Origin of the sequence: Kitasatospora sp. YST-16, assembly GCF_026802215.1 — a bacterium.
GTDB lineage: Bacteria > Actinomycetota > Actinomycetes > Streptomycetales > Streptomycetaceae > Kitasatospora > Kitasatospora cineracea.
In genome coordinates this window covers 4282876-4308945 of the sequence record NZ_CP113837.1, presented here as the reverse complement: position 1 = coordinate 4308945, position 26070 = coordinate 4282876, and the positions used below count along the sequence as shown (strand labels likewise).

Annotated in this window: 23 protein-coding genes, 1 pseudogene and 1 riboswitch; of the genes and pseudogenes, 9 read left to right on the top strand and 15 right to left on the bottom strand. The window is 74.5% G+C overall.

The features are described 5' to 3' along the window. Positions 1-65: 65 nt before the first annotated feature. The 3 genes from eno to OU787_RS19810 all read right to left on the bottom strand — a co-directional run bounded on the left by eno (position 66) and on the right by OU787_RS19810 (position 3981). On the bottom strand, positions 66-1346 hold the full coding sequence (gene eno, locus OU787_RS19825; RefSeq protein ID WP_030462652.1) for a phosphopyruvate hydratase: 1281 nt from the start codon (positions 1344-1346) through the stop codon (positions 66-68). A 290-nt stretch (positions 1347-1636) separates the two neighbouring features. Beyond that, positions 1637-2302 carry a transglycosylase family protein gene (locus OU787_RS34590; protein WP_030462653.1) on the bottom strand — a complete coding sequence of 222 codons (666 nt, stop codon included), beginning with the start codon at positions 2300-2302 and terminating at the stop codon, positions 1637-1639. A 3-nt stretch (positions 2303-2305) separates the two neighbouring features. Further along, a riboswitch (cyclic di-AMP (ydaO/yuaA leader) is annotated at positions 2306-2504 on the bottom strand. 232 nt (positions 2505-2736) lie between these two features. Beyond that, positions 2737-3981: a cytochrome P450 family protein gene (locus OU787_RS19810; protein ID WP_268660180.1), complete on the bottom strand. Its 1245-nt coding sequence runs from the start codon at positions 3979-3981 to the stop codon at positions 2737-2739. 156 nt (positions 3982-4137) lie between these two features. Between OU787_RS19810 and OU787_RS19805 the strand changes: the two genes are divergently transcribed. Further along, positions 4138-4557, top strand: a complete 420-nt coding sequence (locus OU787_RS19805) for an SDR family NAD(P)-dependent oxidoreductase (RefSeq protein WP_081967186.1) — start codon at positions 4138-4140, stop codon at positions 4555-4557. A gap of 15 nt (positions 4558-4572) precedes the next feature. Here OU787_RS19805 and OU787_RS19800 read toward each other — a convergent pair whose 3' ends face one another. From OU787_RS19800 to OU787_RS19770, 7 genes are all read right to left on the bottom strand, one after another. Continuing rightward, entirely contained in the window at positions 4573-5568 is a 996-nt protein-coding gene (locus OU787_RS19800) for a MazG family protein (RefSeq protein WP_030462656.1), read from the bottom strand. A gap of 74 nt (positions 5569-5642) precedes the next feature. Next, the gene (locus OU787_RS19795) at positions 5643-6518 is read right to left on the bottom strand and encodes a JmjC domain-containing protein (protein WP_051817430.1); all 876 of its coding nucleotides are present in this window, start codon (positions 6516-6518) and stop codon (positions 5643-5645) included. A gap of 56 nt (positions 6519-6574) precedes the next feature. After that, positions 6575-7444, bottom strand: coding sequence for a JmjC domain-containing protein (locus tag OU787_RS19790; RefSeq protein WP_268660179.1), 870 nt, complete (start codon positions 7442-7444; stop codon positions 6575-6577). A gap of 98 nt (positions 7445-7542) precedes the next feature. Beyond that, the gene (locus OU787_RS19785; RefSeq protein ID WP_268660178.1) at positions 7543-7746 is read right to left on the bottom strand and encodes a hypothetical protein; all 204 of its coding nucleotides are present in this window, start codon (positions 7744-7746) and stop codon (positions 7543-7545) included. Positions 7747-7806: 60 nt separating this feature from the next. After that, a complete protein-coding gene (locus OU787_RS19780; RefSeq protein ID WP_030462659.1) occupies positions 7807-8010 on the bottom strand; it encodes a hypothetical protein in 204 nt (67 codons plus the stop codon). A gap of 92 nt (positions 8011-8102) precedes the next feature. After that, the gene (locus OU787_RS19775) at positions 8103-8513 is read right to left on the bottom strand and encodes a hypothetical protein (RefSeq protein WP_030462660.1); all 411 of its coding nucleotides are present in this window, start codon (positions 8511-8513) and stop codon (positions 8103-8105) included. Positions 8514-8696: 183 nt separating this feature from the next. Next, on the bottom strand, positions 8697-9728 hold the full coding sequence (locus OU787_RS19770) for a helix-turn-helix transcriptional regulator (RefSeq protein WP_268660177.1): 1032 nt from the start codon (positions 9726-9728) through the stop codon (positions 8697-8699). A 161-nt stretch (positions 9729-9889) separates the two neighbouring features. Between OU787_RS19770 and OU787_RS19765 the strand changes: the two genes are divergently transcribed. Both OU787_RS19765 and OU787_RS19760 read left to right on the top strand, forming a co-directional pair. Further along, the gene (locus tag OU787_RS19765; protein WP_030462662.1) at positions 9890-10069 is read left to right on the top strand and encodes a hypothetical protein; all 180 of its coding nucleotides are present in this window, start codon (positions 9890-9892) and stop codon (positions 10067-10069) included. Between the two features lie 45 nt (positions 10070-10114). Then, the gene (locus OU787_RS19760) at positions 10115-10381 is read left to right on the top strand and encodes a response regulator transcription factor (protein WP_051817433.1); all 267 of its coding nucleotides are present in this window, start codon (positions 10115-10117) and stop codon (positions 10379-10381) included. A 14-nt stretch (positions 10382-10395) separates the two neighbouring features. On the opposite strand, the gene OU787_RS19755 is transcribed toward OU787_RS19760, so the two are convergent. The 4 genes and pseudogenes from OU787_RS19755 to OU787_RS34825 form a co-directional block, all read right to left on the bottom strand. Next, positions 10396-10908 carry a hypothetical protein gene (locus OU787_RS19755; RefSeq protein ID WP_268660176.1) on the bottom strand — a complete coding sequence of 171 codons (513 nt, stop codon included), beginning with the start codon at positions 10906-10908 and terminating at the stop codon, positions 10396-10398. 246 nt (positions 10909-11154) lie between these two features. Beyond that, entirely contained in the window at positions 11155-12729 is a 1575-nt protein-coding gene (locus OU787_RS19750; protein ID WP_268660175.1) for a serine/threonine-protein kinase, read from the bottom strand. After that, a complete protein-coding gene (locus OU787_RS19745; RefSeq protein WP_268660174.1) occupies positions 12726-13334 on the bottom strand; it encodes a hypothetical protein in 609 nt (202 codons plus the stop codon). Before OU787_RS19745 ends, OU787_RS19750 begins: the two co-directional genes overlap by 4 nt. Positions 13335-13460: 126 nt before the next feature. Beyond that, positions 13461-15565, bottom strand: a pseudogene (locus OU787_RS34825) (N-6 DNA methylase). A gap of 266 nt (positions 15566-15831) precedes the next feature. Between OU787_RS34825 and OU787_RS19730 the strand changes: the two are divergent. Beyond that, positions 15832-16434, top strand: coding sequence for a DUF4352 domain-containing protein (locus OU787_RS19730; RefSeq protein ID WP_051818023.1), 603 nt, complete (start codon positions 15832-15834; stop codon positions 16432-16434). Between the two features lie 192 nt (positions 16435-16626). On the opposite strand, the gene mfd is transcribed toward OU787_RS19730, so the two are convergent. Then, on the bottom strand, positions 16627-20235 hold the full coding sequence (gene mfd / locus OU787_RS19725; RefSeq protein WP_030464016.1) for a transcription-repair coupling factor: 3609 nt from the start codon (positions 20233-20235) through the stop codon (positions 16627-16629). A 541-nt stretch (positions 20236-20776) separates the two neighbouring features. Between mfd and OU787_RS19720 the strand changes: the two genes are divergently transcribed. The 5 genes from OU787_RS19720 to OU787_RS19700 all read left to right on the top strand — a co-directional run bounded on the left by OU787_RS19720 (position 20777) and on the right by OU787_RS19700 (position 26017). After that, entirely contained in the window at positions 20777-22084 is a 1308-nt protein-coding gene (locus OU787_RS19720; protein WP_030464015.1) for a nucleotide sugar dehydrogenase, read from the top strand. A gap of 148 nt (positions 22085-22232) precedes the next feature. Beyond that, the gene (locus OU787_RS19715) at positions 22233-23489 is read left to right on the top strand and encodes a helix-turn-helix domain-containing protein (RefSeq protein ID WP_268660172.1); all 1257 of its coding nucleotides are present in this window, start codon (positions 22233-22235) and stop codon (positions 23487-23489) included. 321 nt (positions 23490-23810) lie between these two features. After that, positions 23811-23942 (top strand): hypothetical protein, encoded by a 132-nt coding sequence (locus OU787_RS19710; protein ID WP_268660171.1) that lies wholly within the window; start codon positions 23811-23813, stop codon positions 23940-23942. Between the two features lie 3 nt (positions 23943-23945). After that, positions 23946-24923 (top strand): ATP-grasp ribosomal peptide maturase, encoded by a 978-nt coding sequence (gene tgmB, locus OU787_RS19705; RefSeq protein WP_268660170.1) that lies wholly within the window; start codon positions 23946-23948, stop codon positions 24921-24923. After that, complete coding sequence (locus OU787_RS19700; RefSeq protein WP_268660169.1) at positions 24920-26017, top strand: methyltransferase domain-containing protein; 1098 nt, start codon at positions 24920-24922, stop codon at positions 26015-26017. Before tgmB ends, OU787_RS19700 begins: the two co-directional genes overlap by 4 nt. The last annotated feature ends 53 nt before the right edge of the window (positions 26018-26070 follow it).

Sequence of the window (26070 nt, the reverse complement as noted above, 5' to 3'; positions counted from 1 at the left end):
CCGGTGCCCCGGCCCCACCCTACGCGGTGGGAGCCGGGGCACCGGTCACAACAGGCTCAGTGCCTTCAGCCCTTGAAGCGGGGGAAGGAGGAGCGGCCCGCGTACTCGGCGGCGTCGTCGAGGATCTCCTCGATGCGCAGCAGCTGGTTGTACTTGGCGACGCGCTCGGAGCGGGCCGGGGCGCCGGTCTTGATCTGGCCGCAGTTGGTGGCGACGGCGAGGTCGGCGATGGTGACGTCCTCGGTCTCGCCGGAGCGGTGCGACATCATGCAGCGGTAGCCGTTGCGCTGGGCGAGCTCGACGGCGTCCAGGGTCTCGGTGAGCGAGCCGATCTGGTTGACCTTGACCAGCAGCGCGTTGGCGGTGCCGGTCTCGATGCCCTTGCGCAGGCGCTCCGGGTTGGTGACGAACAGGTCGTCGCCGACCAGCTGGACCTTGTCGCCGATCGCGTCGGTGATGGCCTTCCAGCCGTCCCAGTCCGACTCGTCCAGCGGGTCCTCGATGGAGACCAGCGGGTAGTCGGCGACCAGCTCGGCGTAGTACGCGATCAGGTCGGCGGAGGAGAGCGCCTTGCCCTCGAACTGGTAGGCGCCGTCCTCGAAGAACTCGGAGGCGGCGACGTCCAGGGCGAGCGCGACGTCCTTGCCCGGGGTGTAGCCGGCCTTCTTGATGGCCTCGGTGATGAGGTCGAGGGCCTCGCGGTTGGAGTCCAGGTTCGGGGCGAAGCCGCCCTCGTCGCCCAGGCCGGTGGAGAGCCCGCGCTCCTTCAGCACGCCCTTGAGGGTGTGGTAGACCTCGACGCCCCAGCGGACGGCCTCGGAGAAGGACTCCGCGCCGATCGGGGCGATCATGAACTCCTGGATGTCGACGTTGGAGTCCGCGTGCGAGCCGCCGTTGAGGATGTTCATCATCGGGACGGGCAGCACGTGGGCGTTCGGGCCGCCCAGGTAGCGGAACAGCGGCAGGTCGCTGGCCTCGGAGGCGGCGTGCGCCACGGCGAGCGAGACGCCGAGGATGGCGTTGGCGCCGAGCGAGGACTTGTCCGGGGTGGCGTCCAGGTCGAGCATGGCCTGGTCGATGAGGCGCTGCTCGGTGGCGTCGTAGCCGACCAGCTCGGGGCCGATCTGCTCGATCACGGCGAGGACGGCCTTCTCGACGCCCTTGCCGAAGTAGCGGTTCTTGTCGCCGTCGCGGAGCTCCAGGGCCTCGAAGGCGCCGGTGGAGGCACCCGACGGGACGGCCGCGCGACCGGTGCTGCCGTCGTCGAGACCGACCTCGACCTCGACCGTGGGGTTGCCGCGGGAGTCGAGGATCTCACGGGCTACGACGACATCAATGGACGGCACGAGGCATCTCCTAGCGGAAGCGGATGTGTGGTCGTTACGACCAGAGCCTAGCCGCACAGCGCCCCGCGGCCACGCCCGGCCGGGCCCCGTCTCACGGTGTGGCCCGGCTACTCACTGGTAGTTCACCTGTTTGACGGCCGTTCCACCGCTCCCGGTGGCGCGAACTGCTCGGCGCGCGCCGGGAGCGGACGGAGCGTCAGGGGACGCGGCCCTCGTCAGGGCGGCGGCGGAGCCTCGTCAGGCTCCGGTCCTCGCGTCCCGGATGCCGGACCCGGAACGGGTCGGCGGCGTCAGAGCGCGAGCACCTGGCCGGGCACGATCAGGTCGGGGTCGGCGCCGATCAGCTGCTGGTTGGCCCGGTAGATCCGCTCCCAGCCGCCGGAGACCCGCTGCGCGACGGCGATGCCGGAGAGGGTGTCGCCGTCCTGGACGGTGTAGCCGCCGGCGGCGTTCTGCGGGGCGTCGTCCCGGGGGGCCGCCTGGGGCCGGGCGGCGGGCTTCCTCGCGGGCTCGCGGGGTGCGGTGGGGCGCTCCTCGGAGCGCGAGGCGGTGTCGGCGGAGACGTCGGCGGGGGCGCCGCCCTTGGCGAGTCCGGCCCGCTTGGAGCAGACCGGCCAGGCGCCGGGGCCCTGGGAGGCGAGCACCCGCTCGGCCACCGCGATCTGCTGGGAGCGGCTGGCCTGGTCGGCGCGGGCCGCGTACTGGCCGCCGCCGAAGGCGCGCCAGGTGGAGGAGGTGAACTGCAGGCCGCCGTAGAAGCTGTTTCCGGTGTTGGTGCTCCAGTTGCCGCCGCTCTCGCACTGGGCCACGCGGTCCCAGGTGTCGGCGGAGGCGGCTGCCGCTCCGGTGGCGGCGAGCAGTGGCAGTGCCAGGCCGATCGAGGCCGCGCCGGCGGCGACGACGACCTTCTCGGCCTTGGTACTACGGCGGTGGCGAGCAGTGTTGGTGAACAGCACGGGACATCCTCTCCGCACGCCTGCGAGGTGAGCTGTCGGGTTCGGACCGGGAGGCTGGCCCGGCCGCCGGACGGTTCGGACGCGGTTGCGCCCGCTGCCCGGCGGCTTCACCCCAAGCCGTTGGGACCACGGCGTTCACACTGGTTCCCCCACTCCTGTCCGGTACCTGGTCGGTGGCCCGAGGACGCGGCGGACAGGACTCGGCGTGCCGCGATCGGGGCCCGCAGCTGCGGGCATGTCGGAGAGTAAGCAAAGCTGACGAGCAATCACAAGCTCATATCACCATGATCACGCCGAAATCACGGATGATTTCTCCACGTGCACGAACGATCCAGGTATGTCCGGGTTCGTCCCGGACGGGCGTGCGACGCGCGCCCCCGCCCCGGCGCGTCGTCGGCCCTGCGCGGCGGCGTGTCGCGGGTGCTGAAACGGCGTCAGCGGGGCGTGAAGGAGACCGGGAGGTCGCGCAGACCGCGCATGATCAGCCCGCCCCGCCAGCGCAGCTCGGCCGGATCGGCGGCCAGTCGAACGTCCGGCAGCCTGGTCAGTAGGCTGCCGATCGCGCGCTGCCCCTCAAGCCGGGCCAGCGGGGCGCCGATGCAGTAGTGGATGCCGTGTCCGAAACCCAGGTGCGGATTGTCCTGGCGGGCCAGGTCGAGGGTGTTCTCGGCGGCGAACCGGGCCGGGTCGCGGTCCGCCGCGGCCAGCACCACCAGCACCGGGTCGCCGACCGGGACGTCCACCCCGCCGATGGTCAGCGGCGCGGTGGCGAACCGCCAGGTCGCCAGCTCCACCGGGCCGTCGTAGCGCAGCAGTTCCTCGATCCCGGTCTCCAGCAGGGCCGACTCGCCGCGCTCCAACGACTGCTGGAGCAGCGCGCGCTGGTCCGGGTTGCGCAGCAGCGCGTACATGCCGTTGCCGATCAGGTTGATGGTGGTCTCGAACCCGGCGAAGAGCAGGATGAAGGCCATCGCCGCGGCCTCGTTCTCGGTCAGGTGCTCGCCGTGGTCACTGGCCCGGATCAGGCCGGAGATCAGGTCGTCGCCGAGGTCGGCGCGCTTGCGGTGGATCAGGTCGGCCAGGTAGCCGCGGATCTGCTTGACGGCCCGGCCCACCCCTCCCCTCTTACCGCCGGTGTGGCGGATCATCATCCCGGCCCAGTCGCGCAGGTCGTCCTGGTCCTCGGCCGGGACGCCGAGCAGGTCGCAGATCGCGTAGATGGGGAGCGGGAAGGCGAACTCGTGGATCAGGTCGGCCTCGCCGCGGGCCGCGAAGGAGTCGATCAGCCGGTCGGTGATCTCCCGCACCCGCGGCTCGAACTCGGCCACCCGGCGCGGGGTGAACGCCTTGGAGACCAGCCGGCGCAGCCGGGTGTGGTCGGGCGGGTCGATGTTCAGCAGGTGGGTCATCAGGTCGGCCTGCCGCTCGCCGGGGATGCCCACCCGGCCGCTGCGGTGGGCCTGTTCGCTGTGGTGCGCCGGGTTCTTGGAGAGCCGGGCGTCCGCCAGCGCCTGCCGGGCGTCCGCGTAGCGGGTGACCAGCCAGGCGTCCACCCCGCTCGGCAGGGTGGTGCGGTGCACCGGGGCGTGTTCCCGCAGCCAGGCGTACGCCGGGTAGGGGTCGGCCGCGAACTCCCAGGTGAAGAGTTGCGGGTGGGCGGCGTGGGGCTGGTCTGGCATGTCTTGACCGTATCTGGAAGGACCACCGCGTGAGTCTGGTCACCTGGTGGGTAATCCCTGTTGCGGAGCGTCGGGGCGAGCCTACGATCCTCCGATAACCACAGTGGGCGGCGTGCGGGCCGGCCCCGGGTTCGCCCTCGGAAAGGGGAGCAGGCCATGCGAGTAGCCGGTGCAGTGGTGGTCATCGCGGTGCTCGACGGAGGTTCGGGGGCCGACCTGGCCCGCCGGTTCTCCGCCGCCGGCGCCGCCGGGCTGCTCATCGCCGACCTGCGCCCCGGCATCGCCGAGGACCTGGCCGCCGAACTCGACCGCCCCGGCTGCCCGGTGGTCGGCGTCTCCGGCGACGTCCACCACCCCGCGGACCTCGCCGCGCTGGTCGACACCGCCGTCAAGCACCTCGGCCCGATCGACCTGTTCGCGGTGGCCGGCCCGGACGGCGAGCGGATCGTCCAGCTCGCCGACCTGCCCGGCCACCTCGACCCGCTGGCCGAACTGCTCACCCTGGTCGGCGAGGCCATCGGCGAGGTCGTCCCGCCCCAGCGCCGCCCGGTCGCGGACGTCCCGCTGGCCGGCTAGGCGCCGTCCCCTTCCTCACTCCTCGGGCAGGCCCTCCGCGGAGCGGACCGCCGCGCGGTAGCGGCGGGCCGCCGCGCGCAGCGCCGCGTCCACGTCCACGCCCCGGTCGTAGCCGCGCTGCGCGATCGCCAGCAGCAGTTGCCCGGCCGACTCCGCGGTCAGTTCGGCGGGCAGCTCGTACGGCGCGTCCGGCACGCCGGTGAACTCCGCCCGGCGCACCCGCGACACCAGCTTCGCCGCGTACGCCAGCGCGGGCAGGCCGGCCGGGACGCCGTCCAGCACCGATTCGCGCTGCTTCTCGGCGGCCTTCAGCTGCTCCCAGTTGGCCTCGGTCTCGGCCGAGCCGGAGACGCTCACGTCGCCGAACACGTGCGGGTGGCGGTACATCAGCTTGTCGACCAGGTCGCCCGCGACGTCGTCGATCGAGAACGGGTCCGCGGCGTCCTCCTCGGCGATCCGGGAGTGGAAGAACACCTGGAGCAGCACGTCGCCGAGCTCCTCCCGGAGCGTCTCCCGGTCGTCCTCCTCGATCGCCTCGACCAGCTCGAACGCCTCCTCCACCAGGTACTTCACCAGGCTCCGGTGGGTCTGCTCGGCGTCCCAGGGGCAGCCGCCGGGCGAGCGCAGCCGGTCCATCACCGCGACCAGGTCGAGCAGCCGGGCCCCCGGCAGGTCGTACGAGCCCGGCAGCACCTCGATCTCCGGGTGCTCGCCGGCCTCCTCCACCGCGATCCGGGCCAGCGCGTCGGTCAGCCCCGGGTCGCCGTCCGGGCTCTCCAGCCAGAGTGCCGGGGCCTCGGCCAGCAGCCGGCGGGCCAGCGCCGGGGCCGAGCCGCGCTCGACCACCTGCGGTTCGACGCCCGCCGCGCGCAACGCGGCCAGCTGCGGGTGGTCCGCGACACCGGCCAGCACCTTCGGGGCGGACCGGAGGGCCTCCCAGGCGGGCCAGGACAGCAGGCCGGGGGCGATGCGGTGGGTGGTGGTCAGCAGGGTCAACTTCGGAGTCTCCACGGGGTCGAACCTACCGGGCCGGGCCCGCCGCGCGGGGCGCCACCGGGCACCTGCCCGCGGCCGGCTCCGGCCGGTCAGGCCGCGGGCTGGAGCATGACCTGCCGGGTGACGGCCAGCAGGTCGGCCGGGGTCAGTTCGGCCAGCAGCTGTGCGGCGTGGTCGAGCAGCCGGGCGGCGGCCCCGGTGAGCGCGGCGTCGTCCAGCGGGCGGCCGGGCAGCTCGCAGCTGTCGGCGAGCAGGCTCTGCGCGACGGTGTACAGGTTGGCGCTGGCGACCTCCCGGACGGTCAGCGACAGGTGGGCGGACGGCGCGCCCTCCTCGGCGCGGGCCCGGTGCGCGAAGCCGCGCGGCACGTACAGCACCTCGCCGGGCCGCAGGACGGTGTCCAGCAGCACCTCGCCCGGGTCGCCGTCCTCCCGCTCCGGCACCCAGTTGCCGTCCGCCGGGCCGCCGTGCACCCACCAGCGCTTGGCGCCGGAGAGCTGCACCACGAACACGTCCGCGTCGTCCCGGTGCACCGGGCGGCCCTGGGTGCCGGGCGGGGTCAGGAAGTAGAACGCCTCGACCTGGCGCCCGAGTTCGGCGGCCAGGCCGCGGCACAGGGTGCGCACCCCGTCGTGCCACTGGTCGACGTAGCGCAGCAGCAGGGTGGCCTGCTCGTCGCGGATCAGGGCGCGCACGGCCCGGCCGTCGGCGTAGCCGCCGACCAGTTCGCCGAGCACCACCCGGGGCGGGCAGAACCGGGCGTCGGGCAGGTGGGTGTCGCGCTGCACCAGGCCCAGGTAGGGGGCCTTCAGCAGGCCGTGGTCGAGCAGCCGGTCGAGTTCGGCGGCGGGCAGCACGTCCACCGGCGGGTGCGCGGGGCGCAGCACGGCCGGGGCGGTGCGCCACAGCGCGGTGCGGAACTGCTCCTCGTCGGCCACGAAGCGGCTCAGCCAGGTGTCGGTCACGGTCGGTTCTCCTCGTGGTGCGGACGGGCCCTCGGGGCGGGTGGGCTGACGGCTGGTCAGGCGGTGGGGCGGCTGCTGTAGGCGGCCTGCCGGGCGGCGGCGACCAGGTCCTCGGGGGTGGCGGTGGCCAGCCGGGCCCGCAGGTGCTCCAGCAGGTCGGCGCCGGTCTGCAGCAGGGTGTCCTCGTCGATCGGGCGGGCGGGCAGCTCCAGGCCCTCGGAGAGCAGGCTGCGCAGCTGGGTGCGCAGGTGGACGGCGCACGCCTCGCGCAGCGCGACGGTCAGGTGCAGGGACGGGCCGGCCTCGGTGGCGCGGGCGGTGTGGGCGTACCCGTTGGGCACGTACAGCACCTCGCCGGGGTGCACCTCGGTCTCCAGCAGGCACGGGCCCGGGTCGTCCTCGCGGACGGGCTGCCAGCCCGGGTGGGTGGGGCCGCCGTACACCTGCCAGTGCTTGGTGCCGCTGAGCTGGATGACCAGGATGTCGCCCTCGTCGCGGTGCACGGGGCCGTGCTGGCCGGGCTGCGAGTAGAACAGGAACGCCTCGGTGAGCCGGCCCAGTCCCTCGGACAGGCCGGCGGTCAGGGCGCGGACGCCCGGGTGCCAGTGGTTGAGGTAGCGCAGTTGCAGGGTGGCGTCGCGGTCGCGGATCAGGGCGCGGACCCGCTCCGGGTCGAGGCAGCCGTCCAGGGTGCGGCCGGCGATGATCCGGGGCGGGCAGTAGTCGGCCTCGGAGACGGTGCCGTCGGCGGTGAACAGGCCGGCGTACGGGTTGCGCAGGGTGCCCTCGTCGATGATGTCGAACAGGCCCTGGACGGTGAGCAGTTCGGTGGGCGGGTCGGCGGGGCGGAGCAGGACCGGGCCTTGGCGCCAGTGCGTGCGCAGGAAGGTCTCGGGGTCGTCGACGCAGCGGGCCAGCCAGTCCATGGCCGTGGTTCCTCTCCGGTACGGGGGTGGGTGGTGCGGGGCGCTCGGGGCGCCGGCGGCGTGACGGCCGCCGGCGGCCCCGGGAGGTGGAGCGGTGGTCAGATGACGTCCGGGTAGCACTCGCCGCAGCCGTTCGGGGTGGCGTGGCCCGTGGCGGTGACGGTCCCGGCCTCGGCGGCCTGCGCGGCGGCGGCCGGCGCGAACACCGCACCGCCCACCGCGGCGGCCACCGCCACCGACAGCGCGGCCTGACGGGCCAGCGCGGCGAACTTCGAGGTCGACTCAGAGGTGGTGATGCCCATGACGGAACTCCATTCGGAAGAGAGGGGAACGAGAGGGGGGTGGAGCGGGACGGGCGGTGGTCAGATGACGTCCGGGTAGCACTCGCCGCAGCCGTTCGGGGTGGCGTGGCCCGCGGCCGTGACGGTCCCGGCCTCGGCGGCCTGCGCGGCGGCGGCCGGCGCGAACACCGCACCGCCCACCGCGGCGGCCACCGCCACCGACAGCGCGGCCTGACGGGCCAGCGCGGCGAACTTCGAGGTCGACTCGGAGGTGGTGACGCCCATGACGGAACTCCATTCGGGAAAGGGGTGAAAGGGATTTTTCGGTCGGCTCGGGGCAGTCGTCGCCCCGGCGCGGGCCCGGGAGGGTGGTGCGGTCAGGCGGTCGGGATGCGGAGCGCCAGCGGTTCGGCGCCGGGGCGGCACTTGAGGTGGCAGCCGCAGCCCGGGGGCAGCAGCAGCCACTGGCCGGGGCGCAGGCGCAGGCCCTGGTCGCTTCCCGGGGTGGGCCGGACCTGGCAGGCGCCGTGGTGCTGGAAGAGCAGCAGGGCGCTGCCCTCGCCCGGGGTGAGTTCACCCGCGGGTTCCACGGCCCGGCCCAGGAGCCGGCGCAGGGTGTCGGCCCAGCGGGCCGCCCGGTGCGCCGGGGCGGCACCGGACGGTTCGCCGTCCGGGGGGTCGCCCTCGGTCCACAGCAGGGCCGGGCCGCTGCCGAGCCGGCGGTGGAGGAAGGCGGCGACTTCGCGGGCCGGGTCGGCCGGCCTGGCCTCTTCCGGTCCCCACTGCATCGCGTTCGCCTCCGTTCCGCCGTCCCGGTGGGGCCCGGTGTGCCCCGCTGAGAACAATGGTGCGGCGCGGCGCGGTCGGCGGACAGTCACGGGAAAGCGGTCCCGGAGGTCAGGTCCCGGGGGTCAGGTCCCGGGACCGCGTGACACGGCGGGGCGGCGGTTCAACGGACGTCCGGCGGCGGTTCAGTCGTCGAGCAGGCCGGCCCGGGCCGCGGCGACCCCGGCCTGGAAGCGGCTCTCGGCGCCCAACTCGTCCATGATGTCGGCGATGTGGCGGCGGGCGGTGCGCAGCGACATGCCGAGGCGGCGGGCGATCGCCTCGTCCTTGAGCCCGGCGGCGAGCATCCGGACGATGGTGCGGTCGAGTTCCTGGGAGACCTGTTCGAGGCCGTCCTCGGCGGCGGCGGCGAACGGGCGGGCCAGCGTCCAGGCCTGCTCGAAGATGTCGCAGAGGTAGGCCAGCAGCGCTTCCTGACGGACCACCAGGGCGCCCGGGGAGCCGTCGCTGAGCGGCAGGAAGGCGAGTTCGCGGTCGAAGGCGATCAGCCGGCCGAACAGCTCGTGCGCGGTGCGGTACTCGGCGCCGAGCGCGGTGGCGGCCTCGACGTAGGCCTGGCTGGGGCCGTGGAAGCGCGCGGTGTGGTGGTAGAGGGTGCGGATCCGCACGCCGCGGCCCAGCAGGGCGCGGTCCCGGCGCAGTCCCGCCTCCATCGCGGCGGGGACCCGGGAGCTGCCGCCGGGCTGGATGGTGAGCACCTCGCTGCGGCAGGCCGCGGAGGCCCGTTCGAGGGCGGCCTGGACGCCGGGGAGGTCGGCGATCACCTCGATCGCGCCGGTGCCGTCCACGGCGCCCCGGTCGGCCTGCCGGTGGTGCGGCAGGAACGCGGACACCAGGGCCTGGCGGTGGGCGAGTTCGGCCCGGCTGCGCTGGATCTCGGCCTCGACCGGGGCGGCCAGGGCGGCGATCGCGCTCTGCGGGGGCAGCGCGTGGCCGCGGGCGGGGTCGGCCGGGTCGGGGTGGATCAGCCGCCAGTCGGCGAGGCGGCGCAGCGCGGCGGCGGCGCCGGCCGGGTCCAGCCCCTGGCGTTCGAGGTGCGCGGCGAGGGCGGCCGGGTCGAGCCGGCCGTGCTCCTGCACCCAGGAGTAGGCCGCGACGTCGGCCGGATCGGGGACGAAACCGGCCTCCGGTGCGGGGGTTCGGGGTATTAGGTCCATTTCTGTCCCCAGGTCATCTTGCTGCCAGAGCAGTTGGTGAGGTGTCCGGACAATGGTTCGGACGCGGGCGGGTGGCCATGCTGGTTCCCGGGCGCCGGTGCTCCGATCGGGAACCGGACCGCCGAGAGATCCCCCCTTCCACATCCCAGGAGGACCCTGCCATGAAGCGGTTCGCTCGCACTGTCGCGTTCGCCGGTCTGCTCGCCGCCCTGCTCGGTGCCGCGCCCGTGCTGGCCTCGGCCGCTTCGGCCGCCTCGCCCGCCCCGGTCACCGCGGTGGCCTCCGACGGCGACACCTCCTGGGGCGGCTGCGACCTGCCGCTGTGCAAGCCGCTGAGCTGAGCCGCGCCGCTCCCCCGCCGACCCGCCCCGACGAAGGGACCGCAGATGTCGACCGTTCCGCCCCTCCCCGCCCCGGACCTCACCGACGGCCTCAGCCGGCGCGAGCACCAGGTCCTGGAACTGCTCACCCACGGCGCCACCTACTCGGCGATCGCCCGCCGGCTCCAGCTCAGCCCGCACACCGTCGACACCTACCTGCGCCGGATCCGGGCCAAGACCGGCGCCACCAACCGGGTCCAGCTGGCGCTGCTGGCCCACGACGCCCGGCACCGCGCCCCGGCGGCGGGGGGCGCGGCGGTCCGGGCGCACTGAACGGGCCGGAGCGGTCAGGACGTCCGGACGGTCTTCGGCAGCCAGTCCTCGGTGCTGTCGGCGAGGCCGATCCGGGCGGTGTCCCAGCTGCCGTAGCGCGGGTTGACCTCGATGTGCAGCGCGGTGCCGGCGTCGACCAGCGCCTTGCGGATCGCGGCGTCCCCGTCGGCGCCGCTCGGGTCCTGGCCGCCGGCCAGCTTCATCAGGCCGATCTGCTGGCGGTAGAAGCCGTCGATGTCGCCGGCCGGGACGCCCTGCTTGGCGCGCAGCAGTTCGGCGAGCTTGGCCTCGCCGCCGACGGTCTTGGCGTCCGCGGCCCGGGCCCGGTCGATCTCGCTCTGGCTGACGTCCAGTTGACGATCGGTCAGGGCGCGGGCGACGACCTTGCCGAGCACCAGGTCGGAGACGGCGTGCCGGGCCAGGCCGGGCTGCTCCTCGGCGGCGGCCCCGCTCTGCGCCGCGCCCGCCCGCACCGCGGCGACCCGGGCGTCGACCTGGGCGATGCTGATCCGGTCGCCGCCGACCACGGCGGCGGCCCCTGGTGCGCCGGTGCGCCGCCGCAGGCGGTGAGCGCGGCGGCGGCGACCACGGCGCCGAGGGCGGCGAGCGGTCGGCGGGGGGAGCTGGTGCGGATCACTGGGGCCTCCTGGGCGGTGGAGCGCGGTCCGGTGGTGCTTCTGCGTACGGCTGGGACGAACAATATTGAGCCCCGCCCCCGGGTGCCAGACCCCCGCGGCCCTCCGGCGCGCCGGAGGGCCCTGACCGGTGTGGCGTCAGGTCGCGTAGGGGTTGTCGGTCGTGGTGCGGTGGCGGCCGAGGTGTTCGAGGTGGGTGCGCAGGCGGCGGACGTCGGGGTGGTGCGGGCCGTGCAGGCGTTCGGTCTCCAGCAGGAGTTCGAGCAGGCCGTGCCAGCCGGTCTCGGGGTGGCCGGTGGCGGCGAGGAGCAGGCCGGTGCGTTCGCGGACCTCGACGGTGTGCGGGGAGTCGGGCGGGAGGGCGGCCAGCACGGCGCGGTACTCGGCGAGCGCCTCGTCGGGGCGGCCGAGGTGTTCGAGGCAGCGGGCGGTGTGCCGGCGGTGGTCGAGGACGGCGGGGTCGCCGGGGGCGGCGGTGGCGGTGAGCTGGCGCAGTTCGGGGAGGGCTTCGGCCCAGCGCTGTCCGGCGAGCAGGGTGCGGGCCCGGATGGCGCGGACGGTGCGGACCAGCGGTGCGCCCTCGCCCTGTTCGGCGGCGGCCCGGGGCAGCAGGCGGGCGGACAGTTCGAGCACCTCGGTGTGCCGGCCCGCGTCGACCAGGTCGGAGAGCCGGGCGCAGGCCGCGCCGAGGGTCTCCGTCCCGGGGTGGGCGGGCGGCGCGGGCGGCAGCGGCGGGGCGGGGGGCGGGGGTGTCGGCGGGGCCGGGGGCGGGACGAGCAGCGGGGTGGGCTGCGGGTGGTGGGGGTAGCGGTAGGGGTCGCCGGGGTCGGGGACGGCGGGCAGCCGGGTGCGGATCCGGCCGGTGGGGGCGGGCAGCATCGGCAGCAGGACGGCGTGCACCTCGGCGGCGTCGGCGGGCCGTTCCTCGGGGCGCTTGGCGAGCAGCCGCAGGACCAGCGCCTCCAGTGCGGCGGGCACCTCGGCGCGCAGCCGGCGCAGCGGGACGGGCGGGTCGTCGACCTGGCGGCGCAGCACGGCGAGCGCGGTGGGGGCGGGGAACGGCGGGTCGCCGGCCAGCATCTCGTGCAGCATGCAGCCGAGCGCGTACAGGTCGCTGCGGCGGTCGGCGAGGGCGGCCATGGCCTGTTCGGGGGCCATGTAGGCGGGGCTGCCGATCGGGCTGCCGGTGAGGGTGAGGCGGGTGGCGCCGGGGTCGAGGGCGGTGGCGATGCCGAGGTCGAGCAGGATCGCCCGGCCGTCGGGCCGGATCATCACGTTGCTGGGCTTGAGGTCGCGGTGGACCACCTGCGCGCTGTGCACGGCGGCCAGCGCGGCGCACAGCTGCCCGGCGACGGCGACGGCCCGCTCGACCGGCAGCGGGCCCTCCTCGGCGACCAGGTCGGCCAGGCTGAGGCCGGGGACGCACTGCATCACCAGGTACAGCTCCTCCCCGTCGGTGCCCGCGTCGTAGACGGTGACCAGTCCGGGGTGGTCGAGCCCGGCGCCGATCCGGCACTCGCGCAGGAAGCGGCGGCGCAGCAGGTCGACCTGGCTGTCGCCGCGCCCGGCGGGGTTCGGCAGCGCGTCGGTGCGCAGCAGCTTCACCGCGACCCGGCGTTCCAGCCGCTGGTCGCGGGCGGCCCAGACCTGGCCCATCCCGCCGTGCCCGATCTTCTCGTCGAGCAGGTAGCGCCCGCCGACGACCCGGCTCACGGCTGCCCGTTCCCGGCCTGCCGGCGCAGCAGTTCGCCGAGTTCGCGCAGCTCGGCGGCGCCGGTCGGCGCGGCGGGCGCGGGGACGGCGGGGGCGGGCGGCACGGCCGGCGCGGCGGGCGGGTACGGGGTCGCGTACGGGTTGGCCGGGTGGGGCTCGGTGACCGCGTACGGCGGCGCGGGCCGCATCGTCGGACCGGACTTCACCATCGGACCGGGCGGCACCGTCGGCCCGGGCTGCGGCAGGTAGCCGACCGGCGGGTAGGCGTACCCGTACGGGGCGGGTACCGGGGCGGCGCCGGCGGGCCACCGGTCGCGCCGGTTCATCAGCAGGAAGTGCACGGGGGTGCCGAGGAAGAGCGGGAACAGGAGCAGCCCGGTGGTGAGGTTGTCGATCGGCTCGCCCTCGGGGGTCAGCGCGGCCGCGACGAACAGGCCCACCTCCATCAGGCCGATGACGGCCGCGCCGACGATGTCGGCCCGGCGCCGCCGGTCGACGGCGAGCACCATCGACGGCACCATGCCGAGCAGGCCGAGGCTCAGCACCGGTATCAGCGCGAGCAGCGCCGTCAGCCCTTTCCGGTACGGGACGGCGCGGGCGGGCATGGTGGCTCCTCGGCGACGGCGGGACGTGCTGCGCACACGGTACCGTCACGGGTCGGCGCGCCGGGAGCCCGTTGCGTTCCCGTTGCCGGACGGCCGGACGGCGGGGGTTCGGCGGCCGACGGTCCGTCAGGCCGGTTCGGCGGTCCCGGAGGCGAGGGTGTCGGTGAGCGCCCTGGTCAGTGCGCGGGCCTCGGCGGTGGCGGCGGCGAGCGCGTCCTCGTACCCGGCGATCCGCCGGAACGCCTCGCCCAGGCGGCGCTGGCGCTCGATCGGCAGCCGGGGCAGTTCGACCCGGCGGATGTCGAGGCGGCTGGTGGTGGAGGCGTAGCTGCTGGCCCGGCGTCCGGCGCCGGTGGCGCGCAGCTGGCCGGCCAGGAAGTCGGGGTCGAGCAGGTCGGGGTCGGGGCGCAGCAGGTGCAGCCGGGGGCCGAGGGCGGCGCCGTCCCAGGGGCCGCCGGGGTGCACGGCCCGTGCGCCCTCGCCGCCCAGCACCGGGACCAGGACGTCACCCTGACGGGCCGTCAGGGCGTCGGCGGCGTCGGTGGCGGCGCTCGGCGGGGTGCCGTTCTGCAGGTCCTGGTCGGTGAGCAGCGGGGTGCGGCCGCCGGGCCGGGCGGGGGCGCCCTGGCCGGAGGAGTGCACCTGGAGGGCGCCGGAGCGGGCGAGTTCGCCGATGCTGACCTGCGGCGGTCCGGCGGCGGTGGCGGGGGCGACGGCGGGCAGCGCGGTGTCGAGGTCGGCGAGCCGGGCGAGTTCGGCGCCCAGCCGTCCGCGCAGGGCGGTGAGCAGGTCGGGGGCGGCCGCGGCGGGGGCGGCGGGCAGGTGGCGGGCGGGGGTGAGGTCGGTCTCGTCGTCGAGCAGGTCGAGCGCGGGGACGGCCCGGGAGCGGCCGGGCCGGTCGGCGGGCAGCGGGGCGCCGGTGCGAGCCGCGGTGTCGAACTCCCGCCAGGCGGCCAGGACGGCGGCGGGCAGCCCGGCCCGGTCCTCGTCGGCGCCGGTGGCGGCGTCCAGCAGCAGGACGTGCCGGAACTCGTCGCCGGGCTGCGGCCCGCGCAGCACCCACACGTGCAGCGGCACCCCGTACGGCGGGGCGGCGCCGGCCGGCAGCGCGACCACGGCGCGCAGGGCGCCGGAGCGGACGAGTTCGGCCCGCACCCGGCGGCCGGCCCGGCGGGAGGCGACGGTGGGCGGGAGCAGCAGCACGGCGGTGCCGCCGGGGCGGGTGTGCGCCAGGCAGTGCAGCACCCAGGCGAGTTCGGACTCGCCGCGCGGCGGGACGAGCCGGCCGGGCCAGCGCGAGTCGTACTGCAACTGGTCGTGGCCCCAGTCGCGTTCGTTGTACGGGGGCGGCAGAGCACCGCGTCGGCGGCGTGCCCGGCGAAGGCGTCGGCGCGCAGCGCGTCGCCGGGGCGGACGTCCAGCGGCAGCGGGCCGGGGGCGTCGGCGGGGGCGGCCAGCGCGAGCCGGAGCAGGGCGACGCCGGCCAGCGCGGGGTCGGCCTCCTGGCCGAGCCGGGCGGCGGGGGCGGCGGCCAGCAGCACGCCGCCGGTGCCGCAGGCCGGGTCGAGCACCGTCCGGCCGGTCTCCCCGCTACCGGTCTCCCCGCCGCCGGGGGCCGGGTCGTCGGGCCGGGCGAGGGCGGCGAGCAGGGCGGCGGTGTCGGCCGGGATGGGCGGGGAGAGCCGGGGGTTGGCCTCGGCGTAGCGGGTGAGCAGGTGGCCGTAGGCGGTGGCGGGGGCGGTGTCGGCGGTGAGGTCGGCGAGCAGCCGGGCCAGGTCGAGGTGGGTGGCGCCGGCGATCAGCGGCAGGGCGAGGGTGGCGGGGGCGTCCGGGCCGAGGGTGGCGGCGGCGGTGCGGCGCAGCGCCTTGGGCAGGGCGGTGGCGAGCCGGGTGTCGGACTGGGTGGCGAGGTCGGTGCGGGCGGCCGGGTCGCGGTGCAGCAGCAGCAGGACGGCGCCGGCGGTGACCAGCGGGGCGGCGGCGGGGCCGTCGGGGTCGCGGAGGGTCTCCAGTTGCCGCCAGACCCGTTCCAGCAGCGGGAGTTCGGCGAGCTTGCCCTGGGCGCGGAGCCACTGTTCGACCTGGTCGAGGCGGAAGGCGGGGCTGGCCTCGGTGCCGCCGGAGGGCTTCGGGAAGTCGGGGTGGCGGCGGCGCCAGTTGGAGACCGCGGCCCGGCCGACTCCGGCGAGCCGGGCGATCTCGGCGGCCGTCACCTCGGGACGGTCCGGCATCGGCGGTCTCCTTCGCGGCAGCGGTCGGCGGTCGGCGATCAGCACTCGACGGCCGGCACCCGGCGGTCGCCACTCGGCAACGGGCGCTCGGCACCCGGCGCTCGGGTGTGGCCCCGCAGCATAGCAACCCCGCCATCCCCCCAACCGTTCACACGTGAACGGAGACGTTTCGTAAATCGCGATTGACACTGTTCACAGGAGAGTGGTTCAGTGGTGCCACGCCGGAACCACCGGCCCACCGCAGACCTCCCTGGGGGGAACCCGCCATGTCCGTCCGCCTCCGCACCCGCCGCACCGCCGCCGTCCTGCTCGGCGCCGCCCTGCTCGCCGCCGCGACCACCGCCTGCGGCCCGACCGACAGCAGCGTGTCCACCTCCCCCAAGAGCCCCGCCGCGGCCCCGGCCGCCGGCGGGGGGAGCTCCGCCCCGGCCGCGGACGCGCCGAAGAACGCGGTGGCGAAGACCGGTGACACGATCGCCCTCAAGGGCACCGAGAAGAGCAACAGCGCGGACGTCACGCTGGTGAAGGTGGTCGACAACGCGAAGGGCGCGGACGAGTACACCGAGCCCGCCGCCGGGAAGCGCTACGTCACCGCCCAGTTCCGGATCAAGGCGACCGGCAGCGCCGCCTACTCCGACGCCCCGCACAACAGCGCGAAGCTGATCGACGCCCAGGGCCAGAACTACGAGGCGACCATCGCCGAGACCGTGGCCGGCCCGGAGTTCCCCGTCCCGCTGTCGGTCGCCCCGGGCGAGAGCGCGCTGGGCTGCATCACCTTCGAGGTGCCGGCCGACGCCAAGCTCGACAAGGTGCAGTTCGCCCTGGACAGCGGCTTCGCCCAGCAGTCGGGCCAGTGGAAGCTCGCCTGACCCCGGGCACCGGGGGCCGCGACGCACGAGCCGCACGAGCCGGACGAGCCGCACGAGCTGGGCCGCGGCGGACGAGCCGGGGGCGCCGGAACGCGGACGGGGGCGCCGGGGGCGCCGTCCTGCCGCCCTCCGGCGCCCCCGCTCCGACGGGTGCGCGGCCGTTGTTCCGCCGCCGCTCGGGCGGCCGTCCCGCTACCGCTTGAGGTCGTCGAACATGGTGCTCAGGAACTCGGCGCACCAGGACAGCAGCTCCCGCCCGACCAGCGGCTTCCCGCCGATCCGGCCGCCGCTGCCGGGCCGCGGCACCAGCAGCTGCCGGGCCGCGGACTTGACCTGGGTGCGCGGGTAGAGCCGGTTCAGCCGCAGCTCCTGCGACTCCCGCAGCTCGACCGGCCCGAACCGGACGAAGTTGCCCTGCAGGGTGATGTCGCCGATGCCGCAGCGCCGGGCGAACAGCCGCAGGCCCGCCACCAGCAGCAGGTTCTCCACCGGCTCGGGCAGCTTGCCGTAGCGGTCGGTCAGCTCCTCGCGGACCTGCGCGATGTCGGCCTCCGAGTTGACCGCCGCGATCGAGCGGTACGCCTGCAGCCGCAGCCGCTCGCCCGGCGCGTAGTCGTGCGGGACGTGCGCGTCCACCGGCAGCTCGATCTTCACCTCCAGCGGCTCCTCCTCCGGCTCGCCGCCGCCCGCCTCCAGCGAGTCCCGGAACTCGGCGACCGCCTCGCCGACCATCCGCATGTAGAGGTCGAAGCCGACGCCCGCGATGTGCCCGGACTGCTCGCCGCCGAGCAGGTTGCCCGCGCCGCGGATCTCCAGGTCCTTCATCGCGACGTACATGCCCGCGCCCATCTCGGTGTGCTGGGCGATGGTGGCCAGGCGCTCGTGCGCGGTCTCGGTGAGCGGCTTCTCCGGCGGGTACAGCATGTACGCGTAGCCGCGCTCGCGGCCGCGGCCGACCCGGCCGCGCAGCTGGTGCAGCTGGGACAGGCCGAAGGTGTCGCCGCGCTCGACGATCAGGGTGTTGGCGTTGGAGATGTCGATGCCGGACTCCACGATCGTGGTGGAGACCAGGACGTCGAACTCCTTCTCCCAGAAGTCGACCACGACCTTCTCCAGCTGGGTCTCCCCCATCTGCCCGTGCGCGGTCGCCACCCGGGCCTCCGGCACCAGGTCCTTCAGCCGGGCGGCCGCCTTGTCGATCGACTCGACCCGGTTGTGGATGTAGAACACCTGGCCCTCGCGCAGGAGTTCACGCCGGATCGCGGCCGAGATCTGCTTCTCGTCGTACGGGCCGACGAAGGTCAGCACCGGGTGCCGCTCCTCCGGCGGGGTGGTGATGGTGGACATCTCGCGGATGCCGGTGACCGCCATCTCCAGGGTGCGCGGGATCGGGGTCGCCGACATGGTCAGCACGTCCACGTTGGCCCGCAGCTTCTTCAGCTGCTCCTTGTGCTCGACGCCGAAGCGCTGCTCCTCGTCGACGATGACCAGGCCGAGGTCCTTGAACCTGGTCTCCGAGGAGAACAGCCGGTGGGTGCCGATCACCACGTCCACCGAGCCCTCGAACAGGCCCTCCAGCACCGCCTTCGCCTCGGTGTCGGTCTGGAACCGGGACAGCGCCTTCACGTTCACCGGGAAGTTCGCGTACCGCTCGGCGAAGGTCGAGAAGTGCTGCTGCACCAGCAACGTGGTCGGCACCAGCACCGCCACCTGCTTGCCGTCCTGCACCGCCTTGAAGGCCGCCCGCACGGCGATCTCGGTCTTGCCGTAGCCGACGTCGCCGCAGATCAGCCGGTCCATCGGGACGGACTTCTCCATGTCGGCCTTGACCTCGCCGATGGTGGTCAGCTGGTCGGGCGTCTCCGCGTACGGGAAGGCGTCCTCCAGTTCGCGCTGCCACGGGGTGTCCGGGCCGAAGGCGTGGCCGGGGGCCGCCATCCGGGCCGAGTACAGCTTGATCAGGTCGGCGGCGATCTCCTTGACCGCCTTCTTGGCCCGCTGCTTGGTCTTCGCCCAGTCCGCGCCGCCGAGCCGGTGCAGCGTCGGGGCCTCGCCGCCCACGTACTTGGTGACCTGGTCGAGCTGGTCGGTGGGCACGAACAGCCGGTCGCCGGGGTGGCCGCGCTTGGCGGGCGCGTACTCCAGCACCAGGTACTCGCGGGTGGCGCCCTGCACGGTGCGCTGCAGCATCTCCACGTACCGGCCGACGCCGTGCTGCTCGTGCACCACGTAGTCGCCGGCCGCCAGCGCCAGCGGGTCGATCGCGTTGCGGCGGCGCGACGGCATCCGGCGCATGTCCTTGGTGGACGACTTCTGGCCGGACAGGTCGGTCTCGGTGATGACGGTCAGCTTCAGCTCGTCGTCCACGAAGCCGTGCTCGATCGAGCCGCAGGACACGTACACCACGTCCCGGGTCGGGGCCTCGGCGAGGTCGGCGACCAGCCGGGCCGCGATGCCCTCGTTGCCGAGCACCTCGGCCAGCCGGGAGGCCGGGCCGTGGCCCTCGGTCACCATCACCACCCGCCAGTCGGCGGCCAGCCGCTCCCGGGCGTCGGCGATCGCCCGCGCGGTGTCGCCGCGGTACGCCTCGACGGCGCGCATGCCCAGGGTCAGGGTGTCGGCATCGAATTCCAGGATGCCGCTGACCGTCGAGTCGCTGGTCGCGAACGGGCTGACCGACCACCACGGCAGGCCGATCCCGGCCGCGTGCTCGCGGACGTCCGCCAGCGACCACAGCGAGGCGGCCGAGACGTCGATCGCCTCCAGGTCGATCGGGCGGTCGGCGCCCGCCGCCGCGGCCACCCAGGACGCGGCCAGGAACTCCTGGCTGGTGGCCACCAGGTCGGCGGCCCGGGTGCGGACCCGCTCCGGGTCGCACACCACGGCGACCGAACCGGCTGGCAGCACGTCCAGCAGCAGCTCCATGTCGTCCACCAGCACCGGGGCCAGCGACTCCATCCCCTCGACCGCGATGCCCTGCGCGATCTTGTCCAGGATCTCGCCCAACTCCGGGTGCTCGGCGGCCAGTTCGGCCGCCCTCGCGCGCACCTGGTCGGTCAGCAGCAGCTCCCGGCAGGGCGGCGCCCACAGGCCGTGCTCGGCGATCTCCAGCGAGCGCTGGTCGGCGACCTTGAAGTAGCGGATCTCCTCGACCTCGTCGCCCCAGAACTCCACCCGCAGCGGGTGCTCCTCGGTCGGCGGGAAGACGTCCAGGATGCCGCCGCGCACCGCGAACTCGCCGCGCTTCTCGACCAGTTCGACCCGGGCGTAGGCGGCCGCGGCCAGCCCGCGGGCCACCTCCCCCAGGTCGTGCTGCTCGCCGCGGCGCAGCGCCACCGGCTCCAGCTCTGCCAGCCCCTTCACCTGCGGCTGCAGCACGCTGCGCACCGGCGCCACCACCACCTGCACCGGCCCGGCCGCCGGGTCGTCCGCCCGCGGGTGGACGATCCGGCGCAGCACGGCGAGGCGGCGGCCGACGGTGTCCGAGCGCGGGGAGAGCCGCTCGTGCGGCAGCGTCTCCCAGGCCGGGAACTCCGCCACCGCGTCGGGCGGCAGCAGCGAGCGCAGCGACGCCGCGAGGTCCTCGGCCTCCCGGCCGGTGGCGGTCACGGCCAGCACCGGCCGGCCGCGCTCACCGCCCCGGGCGGCCAGCGAACGGGCCAGCGCGGCGACGGCGAACGGCCGGGCGGCGGGCGGGCCGACCAGGTCGAGGTGCTGCCTGTGCCCCGTGGCCGCCGCCTCGATCGCCTCGGCGAGGGCGGCGTCCCGTACGACGACATCGAGCAGTCCGGACAGGCTCATACGTCAGTTTCTCCACGACGGGGAGTGGCCCGGCACAGCGGACGGCCGGGCAGCGCGACAGCCCGGAACGCGGTGCGCCCCGGGGGGTGTCCAGCCTACGCCGCACCGGAGCCGCACACGCGGCGCGGCACCTCGAAGGCCGCCCCGGGCCGACTCACCGGTATCCGGCACGGCTTGTCCAGAGATCATGCAGCCGACACATTGCTGTCACTGCGCGTCCATGGTCGCCGCGCACCATGGATGTCAGCGCAGGCCGCATCCAACCGTGGGGGATGGCTGCGGAAGCGCGATCGCACCTCGATGGGGGTCGGGAGTGCGAAGGCCGGGCGACCCTGGGTGGGGGCGCCCGTGCCACTCACGCCGGGACTCGCGGCGTCCGCTCCCGGGCGGGCGCCGCGGCTCTCGGCGTCCTGTCGTCCGGGCCCCGTCCGCCCCGCCCGCACCACTTCCGGCGAAGCCGCCCGCACGGCGGGCGGCGCTCCGTACCCTCGTGTGAAGAAGGTGTGGGGACACCGGTCGTTTCCAGGGGGTTTGCTTCGTCATGCGCGTGGTCATCGCAGGTCAGGGCTATGTCGGACTCCCACTCGCGGTGCGCGCCGCCGAGGTGGGCCACCGGGTCGTCGGGTACGACGTGGACGAACGCCGGATCAAGCGGCTCGCGGTCGGCGAGTCCTACGTCGAGGACATCCCCGGGGAGCGGCTGCGCCCGCTGCTCGACACCGGGGCGTACCTGCCCTCCGCGGCGCCCGCCGACGTCGCGGGCTTCGACGTCGCGGTGATCACCGTGCCGACGCCGCTGCGCGACGGCGTCCCCGACCTGTCCTACATCGAGGCGTCGGCGAAGCTGCTGGGCCGGCACCTGCGGCCGGGCGCGACGGTGGTGCTGGAGTCCACCACCTACCCGGGCACCACCGAGGAACTGCTCGCCCCGCTGCTGGAGGCCGGCTCGGGGCTGCGGGCCGGCGCCGACTTCCACCTCGGCTACAGCCCCGAGCGGATCGACCCCGGCAACCCGGTGTGGAAGCTGGAGAACACCCCCAAGGTGGTCTCCGGCACCACCCCCGAGGGCCTGGCCGCCGTCGCCGGCTTCTACGGGCAGCTGGTCGAGCGGACCGTCCCGGTCTCCTCCTGCAAGGAGGCCGAACTGACCAAGCTGCTGGAGAACACCTTCCGGCACGTGAACATCGCCCTGGTCAACGAGCTGGCGATGTTCGCCCACGACCTCGGCATCGACGTCTGGGAGGCCATCGACGCGGCCTCCACCAAGCCCTTCGGCTTCCTCCGCTTCACCCCCGGCCCGGGGGTCGGCGGCCACTGCCTGCCGATCGACCCCTCCTACCTGTCCTGGCGGGTGGAGCGCGCCCTCGGGCAGTCCTTCCGGTTCGTCGAGCTCGCCAACGACGTCAACAGCCACATGCCCGACTACGTGGTGCGCCGGCTCACCGAGGCCCTCAACCAGCGCCGCCGCAGCGTCAACGGCTCGCGCGTCCTGGTGCTCGGCCTCGCCTACAAGGCCAACACCGGCGACGCCCGGGAGACCCCGGCGGCCCGGATCGTCGAACTCCTCACCCGCCAGGGCGCCGAGGTCCGCGCCGCCGACCCGCACGTCGTCGCGGGCGTCCACGTCGCCGAACCCCACGTCCCCGGCCAGCGCACCCCCGCCCACGAGGGCGGCCCGCTCGCCACCGTCCACCGCGTCGAGGCCACCCCCGAAGAACTCGCCGCCGCCGACGCCGTCCTCCTCCTCGCCGACCACGACGAGTTCGACTACACCGCCGTCACCACCCACGCCCGCTACGTCCTCGACTGCCGCCGCCGCCTCACGGGCACGGCCGTCGAAGTGCTGTAGGCCCCCGGCGGTGCACCGGGACCGCAGGCCACCGGTACGGTCACCGCCACGCTCGCCGCACTTCGGCAGTGCCCGGAACCCCTGATGCGCCGTTACCCCAGCAGGTACCGTCCCGTACACCACTGGCCGACGACGCAGGGGGCACACCATGGGCGAGCACAGCGGTGGGGAGCGGATCGGCGAGCTGATCGCCGAGCGCCGGAAATACCTCGGGCTCTCCGAGGAGGACGTGGCGCGCAAGCTCTCCGACGCCACCGGGTACACCCCGAGCCGCACCGACGTGTGGCGCTGGGAGACCGAGTACGAAGGCCGCACGCCCGGCCCGCAGTACCTGCCGCACCTGGCCGAGGTACTGGAGCTGGACGAATCCCGCCTGCGTCGGGCCCGTGCCGCCACGAAGGCCGCCCGCCGCTTCAAGATGACCTCGTCCCCCGCCGAGGTGATCGCGCGGCTGCTCCCCGATGACACCGTGTTCTCCCCTCTGGGCACCAGCACCGGCAACACCGTCGGCGCCGCTGACGCGCAGGCCCTGCTGCGACGCGTCCACGGCCTGCGGCTGGCGGACGACGTACTTGCCGGCGGGGACTTGGTGGAGACCGTCGTCCGCGAGCTGTGCTCTGCCGTCCGCCTGCACAACGACACCAGTCACACCGAAGCCGTCGGCCGACGCCTGCTGACCGGCATCGGCGAACTCGCGCAGCTCGCCGGGTGGGTCGCCACCGACTCCGGAGGCAGAGCCGATCCGGTCCCGCTGTTCCGCCTCGGTGTCGCTGCCGCCCAGCAGGCCGACGACGGCCCGCTCGCCTCGTACCTGCTGGGCTCCTGGGGGTACTGGGAGGCCAACCGCGGCAACGTCCAGCGCGGCATCGACCTCGTCCGCGCCGCCGAGCACGAGGTCGCCGCAGGGCCCGTACGCGCCCGCTCCCTCACCTCCGCCCGCCTCGCGTGGGTCGCCACCCTCGCCGGGGACCAGCGCACCGCCCTGACCGCGATCGGCACCGCGATGGACCAGGTGGACGCCGCCGACGAGGAGATGGCCGCCCTCGCCGATCCCCGCCGATGGCTGTACTGGGTGAACCGCGACGAACAGGAGGTCATGCAGGCCCGCGTCCACACCCAGCTGCACCGTCCCCTACGAGCCGTTCCCCTGCTCCGGAAGGTGCTCACCACCTACGACGCCAGTCACGCCCGCGAGTACGCCCTGTACGCCTCCTGGCTCGCCGTCGCTCTGGCCGACGCCAACGAACCGGAGGAGGCCGCCAAAACCGCGCACAGCATGTTCGAAGTGCTGGCCGGCATCCCGTCTTCTCGCGCGCAGGACCGGTCGAAGGCCGTGGTCACCGCGCTGCGCCGCTACCGGGATGTACCCGAGATCGCCGAAGTCCTCGCTCAGTGGGTGGCCTGACACCGGTTCTGGAAGACGGATTGGAAGACGCTTCGGCACTGTGACCGATGCCTGACGGTGCGTAACTTCGTGGTCATGTCGCCCGGCACGAGGAACCACCGGCATCCCCCGGCGCCCCGGGCAGCGTCACCCGCCCCCCTGGGGTCGCCGTGACCGCCGCCACGCCGGTCCGTCCGACACAGCGGAAGGAGCACCACCCATGAGCATGATGTCCGAAGAGCGTCAGGCCGTGCCGTTCGGCGCCCGGGGCGTCCGGCCCCGTACACGGTCCGCATCGACCCGTCCGGGTTCGCGTTCGACCCGGGCCGCCAGGTCAACGTCATGAGGGCCGACGGCTCCCTGTGGACCGAGACCCCGGTGGCCGCGTCCAGCACTGGCACGAACAACGACTCGACCGGCCCGGCCGACGAGACCAGCGACCCGTACGCCTTTCCCGGCGACGAGGTGGCGTAGCCGATGACGACCGCACCGCACGGGCACGTCCTCATCGTCGCCGAGGACCTGGACCCGTCCGCCGACCTGGTGGTGCACGCCCTCGCCGAACGCGGGGTCCCGGTGATGCGGTTCGACCTGGCCCGGTTCCCCCGGCATCTCGACCTGGCCGCCGAACACGGCAGCAGCCGACCGGGGTGGTTCGGGGAACTGGCCGCCAGCGCCCGCTCGGTGCGGTTGGAGGAGGTCCGGGCCGTCTACTACCGGCGGCCCGGCCTGCCCGAGACCAGCCCCGCGGTCGACCCCGCGTACCGCGAGTGGGCCCAGGGCCAGGCCCTGGTCGGCATGGTGCAAGTACTCGGGTCGCTTCCGGTGGTGTGGATGCACCACCCCGACGTGTACCGGGCTTCTGCACACAAACCCGGCCAGCTCGTCACCGCCACTGCCGCGGGCCTTCGAGTACCCCGGACCCTCGTGACGAACAGCCTGCCGCGTGCCGAGCGATGGGCGGACTCGGTGGGCGGCCCGCTGATCGTCAAACCGGTCACCGCGGGCGCGATCACGCTGGACGGACGCTCGATGATGCTGCCCACCCGCAGGTTCGATCCGTCCGAGCTGGACGAGTCGTTGGAGCTGACCGCACACCTGCTCCAGGAGTGGGTGCCCAAAGCGTTCGAGGTGCGGCTGACCGTGGTCGGCGACCAGATGTTCCCCGTGGCCATCCACTCGGGCAGCAGCGCCGCAGAGGTCGACTGGCGCAGCGACTACGACGCGCTGGAGTACGAGCCCGTCGCCATCCCCGACCGGGTGGCCGACGGTGTGCGCCGTTTCCTGGCCCACTACCGGCTGAACTACGGCGCCCTGGACTTCGCCGTGACCTCGGCCGGCGAGTGGGTGTTCTTCGAGTGCAATCCGGCCGGACAGTGGCAGTTCATCGCCGCCGCCACGAAACTCCCCATCGCCGAGGCGCACGCCGCCCTGCTGCAAGGGGCTGTCGCATGACCGTCGCCACCGACACCGCAGCAGCCCGCGCCCTGAGGCACTCCCTCGCCGACCGTCTGGCCGCCGCCGGACATGGGCAGAGGTGGGTGGACGCCGTCCGCGCCGTGCCCCGGCACCTCTTCGTCCCGCTCTTCCACCAGCAGGACGGCGCCGGCCACTGGAGCACCGTCACCGCCGAGCACAGTGGCTACCTGGAGGGTGCCTACGCCGACCGGGCGCTGACGACGCAGCTCACCGACGGCACCCCCACGTCCTCCTCCAGCGAACCGGGCCTGATGCTCACGATGCTGGACGCCCTGGCTGTCCGGGCCGGCCTGCGGGTGCTCGAAGTCGGCACCGGCACCGGCTACAACGCCGCGTTGCTCGCGCACGTCCTTGGCGACACCAATGTGACCACGGTGGATGTCGACCCCGAGCTGACCTCGCTCGCCGGGCGGCGCCTGGCTGCCACCGGATACCGTCCGCACGTGCACACCGGAGACGGCGCCGTCGGAGTTGCTGATCGTGCGCCGTTCGATCGGGTCATCGCCACCTGCGGCATGCGGTCGATTCCCTGGCCGTGGATCGAGCAGGCCGCCGACGGTGCGGTGGTGGTCGCCCCGCTCGGCTGGGGACTGGCCAGGATCACCGTTCACGACGGACACGCACACGGCCGGTTCCTGCCGCAGGGCACGTACTTCATGGCCCGGCGCACTCCGGACGCCAAGCCCCGCTTCGCAGAACTGGAGAGGACTGCGGCGACCACCACCGAAGTCGCTGCGGTCGAAGCCGTGGAACGCCTTCAGTTCCCGCTCGCCCTTGCACTGCCCGGCTACCGCTCGGTCTCCTGGGCGGACGAGAAGACGGGCGGGACCGGCCGGGTGGGGATCTGGACGGCTGACGGCTCGACCGCCACCGCTGACAGCGATGGCCGTGTCCGGCAGATCGGCCCCCGTCGGCTGTGGGATGTGGTGGAGGAGTTGCACGAGCAGTTCCCCACCTCCCCGGCCCGCGAGGACTTCGGACTCACGCTCACCGCCGGGAAACAGCGCGTCTGGTGGGGAACCGAGGACGGACCCGGCTGGGACCTGCCGGCCACCCCCTTCGCCGATTGACCGGTTCCGGGCACCTCGCGGACTAGTCTCGGGCCGACTGCGACGACAGGAGC

What these genes read in the sequence shown, in the direction of transcription:
- OU787_RS19730 (WP_051818023.1), top strand. Translation starts at nt 15,832, where the DNA reads ATGTCCGTCCGCCTCCGCACCCGCCGCACCGCCGCCGTCCTGCTCGGC.
- OU787_RS19790 (WP_268660179.1), bottom strand. Translation starts at nt 7,444, where the DNA reads ATGGACTGGCTGGCCCGCTGCGTCGACGACCCCGAGACCTTCCTGCGC.
- mfd (WP_030464016.1), bottom strand. Translation starts at nt 20,235, where the DNA reads ATGAGCCTGTCCGGACTGCTCGATGTCGTCGTACGGGACGCCGCCCTC.
- OU787_RS19780 (WP_030462659.1), bottom strand. Translation starts at nt 8,010, where the DNA reads ATGGGCGTCACCACCTCCGAGTCGACCTCGAAGTTCGCCGCGCTGGCC.
- OU787_RS19775 (WP_030462660.1), bottom strand. Translation starts at nt 8,513, where the DNA reads ATGCAGTGGGGACCGGAAGAGGCCAGGCCGGCCGACCCGGCCCGCGAA.
- OU787_RS19700 (WP_268660169.1), top strand. Translation starts at nt 24,920, where the DNA reads ATGACCGTCGCCACCGACACCGCAGCAGCCCGCGCCCTGAGGCACTCC.
- tgmB (WP_268660170.1), top strand. Translation starts at nt 23,946, where the DNA reads ATGACGACCGCACCGCACGGGCACGTCCTCATCGTCGCCGAGGACCTG.
- OU787_RS19770 (WP_268660177.1), bottom strand. Translation starts at nt 9,728, where the DNA reads ATGGACCTAATACCCCGAACCCCCGCACCGGAGGCCGGTTTCGTCCCC.
- OU787_RS19765 (WP_030462662.1), top strand. Translation starts at nt 9,890, where the DNA reads ATGAAGCGGTTCGCTCGCACTGTCGCGTTCGCCGGTCTGCTCGCCGCC.
- OU787_RS19805 (WP_081967186.1), top strand. Translation starts at nt 4,138, where the DNA reads ATGCGAGTAGCCGGTGCAGTGGTGGTCATCGCGGTGCTCGACGGAGGT.
- OU787_RS19710 (WP_268660171.1), top strand. Translation starts at nt 23,811, where the DNA reads ATGAGGGCCGACGGCTCCCTGTGGACCGAGACCCCGGTGGCCGCGTCC.
- OU787_RS19715 (WP_268660172.1), top strand. Translation starts at nt 22,233, where the DNA reads ATGGGCGAGCACAGCGGTGGGGAGCGGATCGGCGAGCTGATCGCCGAG.
- OU787_RS19760 (WP_051817433.1), top strand. Translation starts at nt 10,115, where the DNA reads ATGTCGACCGTTCCGCCCCTCCCCGCCCCGGACCTCACCGACGGCCTC.
- OU787_RS19785 (WP_268660178.1), bottom strand. Translation starts at nt 7,746, where the DNA reads ATGGGCATCACCACCTCTGAGTCGACCTCGAAGTTCGCCGCGCTGGCC.
- OU787_RS19810 (WP_268660180.1), bottom strand. Translation starts at nt 3,981, where the DNA reads ATGCCAGACCAGCCCCACGCCGCCCACCCGCAACTCTTCACCTGGGAG.
- OU787_RS19745 (WP_268660174.1), bottom strand. Translation starts at nt 13,334, where the DNA reads ATGCCCGCCCGCGCCGTCCCGTACCGGAAAGGGCTGACGGCGCTGCTC.
- OU787_RS19720 (WP_030464015.1), top strand. Translation starts at nt 20,777, where the DNA reads ATGCGCGTGGTCATCGCAGGTCAGGGCTATGTCGGACTCCCACTCGCG.